Origin of the sequence: Brachybacterium nesterenkovii, from assembly GCF_900163655.1 — a bacterium.
Taxonomy (GTDB): Bacteria; Actinomycetota; Actinomycetes; order Actinomycetales; family Dermabacteraceae; genus Brachybacterium; species Brachybacterium nesterenkovii.
This window is the reverse complement of record NZ_FWFG01000109.1, coordinates 42,903-49,591: the sequence shown is the minus strand read 5'-3', so window position 1 is coordinate 49,591 and position 6,689 is coordinate 42,903. Positions and strand designations below refer to the sequence as shown.

Annotated in this window: 5 protein-coding genes; 1 reads left to right on the top strand and 4 read right to left on the bottom strand. The window is 71.1% G+C overall.

The window, feature by feature from the left end; all coding sequences use genetic code 11:
- Positions 1-398 precede the first annotated feature (398 nt).
- Complete coding sequence (locus FM110_RS12745; protein ID WP_087105125.1) at positions 399-1,130, bottom strand: ubiquinone/menaquinone biosynthesis methyltransferase; 732 nt, start codon at positions 1,128-1,130, stop codon at positions 399-401.
- Positions 1,131-1,273: 143 nt separating this feature from the next.
- On the opposite strand from FM110_RS12745, the gene serC reads away from it, so the two are divergent.
- Positions 1,274-2,413 (top strand): phosphoserine transaminase, encoded by a 1,140-nt coding sequence (serC, locus tag FM110_RS12740; RefSeq protein WP_087105124.1) that lies wholly within the window; start codon positions 1,274-1,276, stop codon positions 2,411-2,413.
- Between the two features lie 99 nt (positions 2,414-2,512).
- Here serC and FM110_RS12735 read toward each other — a convergent pair whose 3' ends face one another.
- From FM110_RS12735 to FM110_RS12725, 3 genes are all read right to left on the bottom strand, one after another.
- Complete coding sequence (locus FM110_RS12735; RefSeq protein WP_087105123.1) at positions 2,513-4,003, bottom strand: NCS2 family permease; 1,491 nt, start codon at positions 4,001-4,003, stop codon at positions 2,513-2,515.
- A gap of 111 nt (positions 4,004-4,114) precedes the next feature.
- Positions 4,115-4,900, bottom strand: a complete 786-nt coding sequence (gene nagB, locus FM110_RS12730) for a glucosamine-6-phosphate deaminase (protein WP_087105122.1) — start codon at positions 4,898-4,900, stop codon at positions 4,115-4,117.
- A 398-nt stretch (positions 4,901-5,298) separates the two neighbouring features.
- Positions 5,299-6,651 carry an NAD(P)/FAD-dependent oxidoreductase gene (locus FM110_RS12725; protein WP_087105121.1) on the bottom strand — a complete coding sequence of 451 codons (1,353 nt, stop codon included), beginning with the start codon at positions 6,649-6,651 and terminating at the stop codon, positions 5,299-5,301.
- Between the last annotated feature and the right edge of the window lie 38 nt (positions 6,652-6,689).

The window sequence follows — 6,689 nt, the reverse complement described above, 5'->3', positions numbered from 1 at the left end:
TGCCAAACAAAACATTTGGCATCAACAAACAGACACGCTATTGAGATCTCAAACAACATACGCACTCGGCTTCCGGATCCGTGTCGGATCTTTCCGTCCGGGGCAACCCTTATAACTTAGGGCCTTCGCTCCTCCATGTCAACTCGACTCGGTGTGACCCGTGTCGCGCCGTCCATCTTCGGAGCTGTTCGTGCTGGTCAGCCGTTGTTTCGAGCTTCGGAGCCTTGGCTCTTCGTTCGTCCCGTTCGGCCGGGCACGAGAAAGAACATTACGCGGATGCGCCGGGCGCGTCAACTCGAGAGGCCCTTTTTCGGGGTGTCCTGCGACACAGGGCGTTCAGGCGCCCTGGCACAGCCGCGAGCCGGCGCCCTCGTCCCGCCCCGTGCCAGCCCCGGAGGTCAGTCCTGCCCAGCGGGTCCTGCCTGACCAGCGGGTCCTGCGGGGACGACACCGCGGTGGAGCGCCACGATCCCGCCGTTCATGTTCCTGTACTGGCAGGTGCGCAGGCCCGTGGCCTCGAACCACGCGCGCAGCTCCGCCTGGTCCGGCCAGGACAGGATCGACTCGGCGAGGTAGTCGTAGGCCTCGGGCGAGGAGGACGCCTTCGAGGCGACAGCCGGGATCGCCCGGAGCAGGTAGCGCTGGTAGAGCGCGCGGAACGCCGCGTTCGTCGGCGTGGAGAACTCGCAGACGACGACCACTCCCCCGGGTCGCACCACGCGGGCCATCTCGGCGATGCCCCGCTTCGGGTCCTGCACATTGCGCAGGCCGAAGGAGACGACCGCCCCGTCGAAGGAGCCGTCCGAGAACGGCAGGTGCTGCGCATCGCCTCCGACGAAGGGGACATCGCGCTGGCGGCGGCGGCCCTCGGTCATCATCCCCAGGGAGAAGTCGCAGGCGACCGCGTCCAGCCCCGCCTCCAGGAGCGCGGCGGTGGAGGTGCCGGTCCCTGCCGCGAGGTCCAGCACGGTCGAGCCGGCCGGCAGATCGAGCGCCTCGACCATCGCACGGCGCCAGCGGCCCACCTGCCCCGGAGCCATCAGGGAATTCATGAGGTCGTACCGCCGGGCGACGGAGTCGAACATCCCCGCGACGTCGTACGGCTTCTTGTCCAGATCTGCTCGGCTCATGCTCCTGATCCTGCCAGATGCATCGGTGAGGTCCGGCCGGGCACCGCTCCGTCGTGCTCCAGCACCGCTCCGTCGTTCCCCGACACCGCTCCGGCCCGCGGACGGCCGCGCACGGCGCAGCACTCGGGGGCGAGGATGGAGCCATGAACGCCGCACAGCTCCCGGACATCACCATCCCTTCCGACCTCCTCCCCGCCGACGGCCGCTTCGGCTCGGGCCCCTCCCGCGTCCGCCCCGCCCAGATGGACGCGCTCCTCGCCGCCAATCCGGGCATCATCGGCACGTCACACCGCCAGGCCCCGGTCAAGGACGTCGTCGGGCGCGTGCGCCGCGGCCTCGCGGAGCTCTTCTCCCCCCCCGAGGGGTACGAGGTGGTGCTCGGCAACGGCGGCTCAACCGCCTTCTGGGACATCGCCGCCCTCGGCCTGGTCCGCCGTCGCTCCCAGCACCTGGTCCTCGGCGAGTTCTCCTCGAAGTTCGCCGTGGAGACCGCTGCGGCTCCGCACCTCGAGGACCCCGAGGTGATCTCGGCCCAGCCCGGCACCCTTCCCGCCCCTGTCGCCTCCGCGGATGTCGATGTCTACGCCTGGCCGCACAACGAGACCTCCACGGGCGTGATGGCCCCCGTCCAGCGCGTCGCCGGCGCCGGGGCGGACCAGCTCGTCCTCGTCGACGCCACCTCGGGCGCCGGCGGCATCGCCGTCGACATGGGCCAGGTCGACGGCTACTACTTCGCGCCGCAGAAGTCCTTCGCCTCGGACGGCGGGCTCTGGATCTCCCTCATGTCCCCCGCCGCGCTCGAGCGGGCCTCCGAGCTGGCGGCCGCGACCGACCGCTGGATCCCCGCGTTCCTGTCCCTGCAGACCGCGATCGACAACTCGCGCAAGGACCAGACCCTCAACACGCCCGCCGTCGCGACGCTGCTGCTGATGGCGGAGCAGATCGACTGGATGCTCGAGCAGGGCGGGCTCGCCTGGGCCGATGCCCGCACCCGCAGCACCAGCGGCATGCTCCACGCCTGGGCCGAGCGGCGCGAGGAGATCACCCCCTTCGTCGCCGATCCCGCGGCCCGCTCGCAGGTGGTCACGACGCTCGACGTCGACGAGCGCATCGACGCCACCGCCGTCACCGCCACGCTGCGCCGCCACGGCGTGGTCGACATCGAGCCCTACCGCAAGCTCGGCCGCAACCAGCTGCGGATCGCGACCTTCCCCGCGGTCCCCGAGAGCGACGTCGCCGCCCTCATCGCCTGCCTCGACCACGTGCTCGACGCCCTCGGCTGAGACCCCCGGACACAAGACGGGGCCCCGGGAGCATCTCATCGCTCCCGGGGCCCCTTCCTGTCTCCGCCGCGCAGCACAGGCAGCGGCGGCGCTCCTGCCTCAGACGATGAGGTGCTCGATCGCGCCGCGCAGGAAGTAGGCGACGAACAGCAGCGCGACCACGTACAGCAGCCAGTGCACCTCGCGGGCCCGGCCGCGCACGATGCGGATGAGCACGTAGGTCACGAAGCCGGCCCCGATGCCCACCGTGATCGAGTAGGCGAAGGGCATGAGGATGATCGTGAGGAAGGCCGGGATCGCCTTCTCGACGTCGGAGAAGTCGATGTCGACGATCTGGGTCATCATCAAGAAGCCCACCATGACCAGCGCCGGGGTCGCGGCCTCGTAGGGGACCATCGCGACCACGGGGGCCAGGAACATCGAGGCGAGGAACGCCATCCCGGTCACGACCGAGGCGAGGCCCGTGCGGGCGCCCTCGCCGACGCCGGTCGCGGATTCCGCGTAGGCGGTCGCGGAGCTCACGCCGCCGATGCCGCCGGCGACCGCCGCGAGGGAGTCGACCAGCAGGATGCGCTGGGTGCCGGGGATGTCTCCGTCCTCCTGCACGAGGTCGCCGGCCTGCGCGACCGCGACCATCGTGCCCATCGTGTCGAAGAAGTCCGCGAGCAGCAGCGAGAAGACGACGACGATGACGCCGATGACGCCGATCGCGGTGACGCCGCCGACGAGGTCGACCGTGAAGAGGGTCGACAGGTCCGGCAGGGCGATCGGCGAGCCGCTCAGGGCCGGCGGGTTCAGGCTCCAGCCGCCCGGGTTGCCGGCGTCCGCATCGGTCGCGGGGGCGAAGGCGCCCAGGTGCTCCACGGCCTCGATCACGACGGCGAGCAGGGTCGCGGCGACGATGGAGATGAGCATGGCCCCGGGGACGCGGCGGACCCACAGGACGATCGTCAGCAGCAGGCCGATGACGAACACGAGCGTGGGCCAGCCGGTCAGCGAGCCGTCATTGCCCAGCTGCACGGGGGTGGCCGCCGCGTGGGTGACGAAGCGCGCGTTGAAAAGGCCGACGAAGGCGATGAACAGACCCAGGCCCACGCCGATCGCCGTTTTCAGGAACGGCGGGACCGCCTCGAAGATGGCTCGGCGCAGACCGGTCATCACGAGCACGAGGATCACCAGGCCCTCGAGGACGACGAGGCCCATCGCCCCGGCCCAGGTCATCCCGGGCAGCGAGACCACCGAGTAGGCGACGTACGCGTTCAGGCCCAGCCCGGTGGCCAGGGCGAGGGGGAAGCGGGCCCACGTGCCCATGAGGATCGACATGATGCCAGCGATGAGGGCGGTGCCCGCCGCCACGGCCGGGAGGTTGGGCGCCGTCCCGCCGCCCAGGTAGTGCCCCGTGGAGTCCGGGACCGTGCCGATGATCAGGGGGTTCAGGACGACGATGTAGCACATCGCGAAGAAGGTGACGAGACCGCCGCGGATCTCGCGGCCGATGGTGGAGCCGCGGCGGCTGATCTCGAAGAAGCGGTCGAGGCCCGAGGCGCTGGGGGACGCCGGGCCGAGGTCGGAGGAGGATGCTGCGCTCATGGGCGCATGCTAGCGAGGCGAGGCCCCGTGCCCCGCGTCCGACCGGGGCGTCGTCCCGCGACCGCGACCAAAGACACACCCCGGCGGCCGAGGTCCGCCGCGAGGGGCCTCTCAGCGCTCCGCGCGCTGCCTCTGCTCCTGCACGAAGCGGTAGTAGTCGGCGAGCTCGAGCCGGGAGGCCGCCGCCTCGTCGACGACGATCGTCGCCGCCGGGTGCATCTGGAGCGCAGTCGCCGTCCAGCGTGCGCTGAGTGGCCCCTCGACCGTCTGCGCGATCGCCTCGGCCTTGGCCTCCCCCGTCGCGGTGAGGACGAGGCGCCGCGCCTCGAGGATCGTGCCCACGCCCTGGGTGAGCACGTGGACGGGGACGTCTGCCGGGCTGTCGAAGAAGCGGGCGTTGTCCGCGACGGTCTGGCGCGTGAGGGTCTTCAGACGGGTGCGCGAGGCCAGGGAGCTGGTCGGCTCATTGAAGGCAATGTGCCCGTCGGTGCCCACACCGAGGATCTGCAGGTCGACGCCTCCGGCCTCTCGGATCGAGGCGTCGTAACGAGCCGCCTCGGCGACCGGGTCGGGCGCGTCCCCGCGCGGGCCGAGCACGCGGTCGTCGGCGAGGTCCACGTGGTCGACGAGGTTCTCGCGGATGAAGCGGTGGTAGCTCTGAGGAAAGTCCGGGCCCAGACCCACGTACTCGTCGAGCATGAAGGCGCGGGAGGCCGCGAACGAGAGCCCCTCCTCGCGGTGACGGCGGATCAGCTCGCGGTAGGCGAGGACCGGGGACGATCCGGTGGCCAGGCCCAGCGTCGCACCGCGCTCGCCGGCTTCGCGCACCGTCTCCTCGACCATGTCCGCGACGATGCGGGCGCCCTCCTCCGGGCTGCCGACGATGACGACCTCCATGGCCCTCCCCCTCCTGGCCGGCACGACCGGCCTCCTATGGCAGTTCGTGACCGTTCACTCCGATAAACGATCAGCTTCTGCCATCAGTGTACGGCGGGAAAGGGCCCAGCGGGGACGACCACCGTGCTGCGCCCCCACACGCCCGACCCGGAGAGGAGCAGCGGACGGAGCCGGGCGGGCAGCCCGCACTCCGACGGGGCCGGGCAGCCCGCACTCCGACGGGGACTCGCGCCCTGGACCCGCAGCCAGGACGCAGGACGGCGCCAGGGGATCCGCAGATCCCCTGGCGCCGTCGACCCGACGTGCGGTGGAGGGGGCCGGGCGGGACAGCCCGTGCAGGCGCCCGCCGGTCAGCCCATGGTCGGCTCAGGCCGCGGTCGGCTCAGCTCGTCGTCGGCTCAGCCCTTCTTCGGCGTGGAGGCCGCGGTCAGCTCGAAGGCCTTGCGGGGCTCGGTCGACTCGGGGATGCCGAGGATGTCCCGTCCACCCACGAGGTTCGCGACCCAGTCGCTGATCACGCCGACCTTCTTCTCCGCGGTCGGCATCGCGTACACGTGGTAGGCGCGCGCCGCGGCCCAAGCCGGGAGGCCCTTGAGCTCGACCTTGCGGTCGCCGAAGAACAGCGTCCCGACGCCCTTGTACATGCCGAGCGTCGCCATGGTGCCGAGGTTCTTGTGGTAGTAGTCCACCAGCGGGCGCCCCTGGATGGTGCGCACGATGTTGTCCGCCAGGCGCTTGCCCTGCCGGGTCGCGTGCTGGGCGTTGGGGACGCAGACCTTGCCCTCGCCGGAGGCGAGGTCGGGGACGGTCGTGCAGTCGCCGGCGGCGAAGACGCCCTCGATCGGGCCGTTCTCGTCCTTGACCCGCAGGTCGGCCAGGCAGTCCAGGCGACCGGTCTGGTTCAGCGGGAGGTCGGACTGCGCGAGGACCGGGTTGGGCTTGATGCCGGCGGTCCAGACGATGAGCTCCGAGGCGAACTCGTCGCCGTCGGACGTCTTGACCACGCCGTTCTCGCACGAGTTCATGAAGGTCTCGAGCTTGACCTCGACGCCGCGCTCGCGCAGCTGGTCGAGCGCGTAGCGGCCCAGCTCCTCGCCCACCTCGGGGAGGATGCGGCCCATGGCCTCGATGAGCACGAAGCGGACGTCGGAGGCGTGCAGGTCCGGGTAGTAGCGCAGGGTGTCGGCCACCATGTCCTGGACCTCGGCGAGCGCCTCGGCGCCGGCGAAGCCGCCGCCGACGAACGTGAAGGTCAGCAGGCGCTTGCGGGTCTCGGCGTCCTTGGTCGACGCGGCCTCGGCGAGGGCGGACAGGACGCGGTCGCGGACCGTGACGGCCTCCTCGACCCACTTGAAGCCGATCGCGTTCTCGGCCAGGCCGGGGATCGGGAGCGTGCGCGGGACCGAGCCGAGCCCGACCACCAGGTGGTCGTAGGTGATCTCGAGGGGCGCGTCGCCCTCGGTCTCGACGACGACAGTGCGGTCCGCGTGGCGGATCTCCGAGACGGAGCCCGTGACGACCTTCGTGCCCGCGAGCACCTTGCGCAGCGGGGCCAGGACGTTGCGGGGGTCGATCGACCCCGCGCCCACCTCGGGGAGGAAGGGCTGGTACGTGAGGTACGGGCGGGAGTCGACGACCGTGATCGCGACGTCGGCGCCCATGGCCTTGCGGAGCTGCGAGGCGACGGTCATGCCGACCGAACCGCCGCCGAGGATCAGGACATGCGGAGTGCCGCCGGTTGTGTTGTTCATTGCCTCAGACTATGACCGCGGGCCCGGACGCTCCAAGC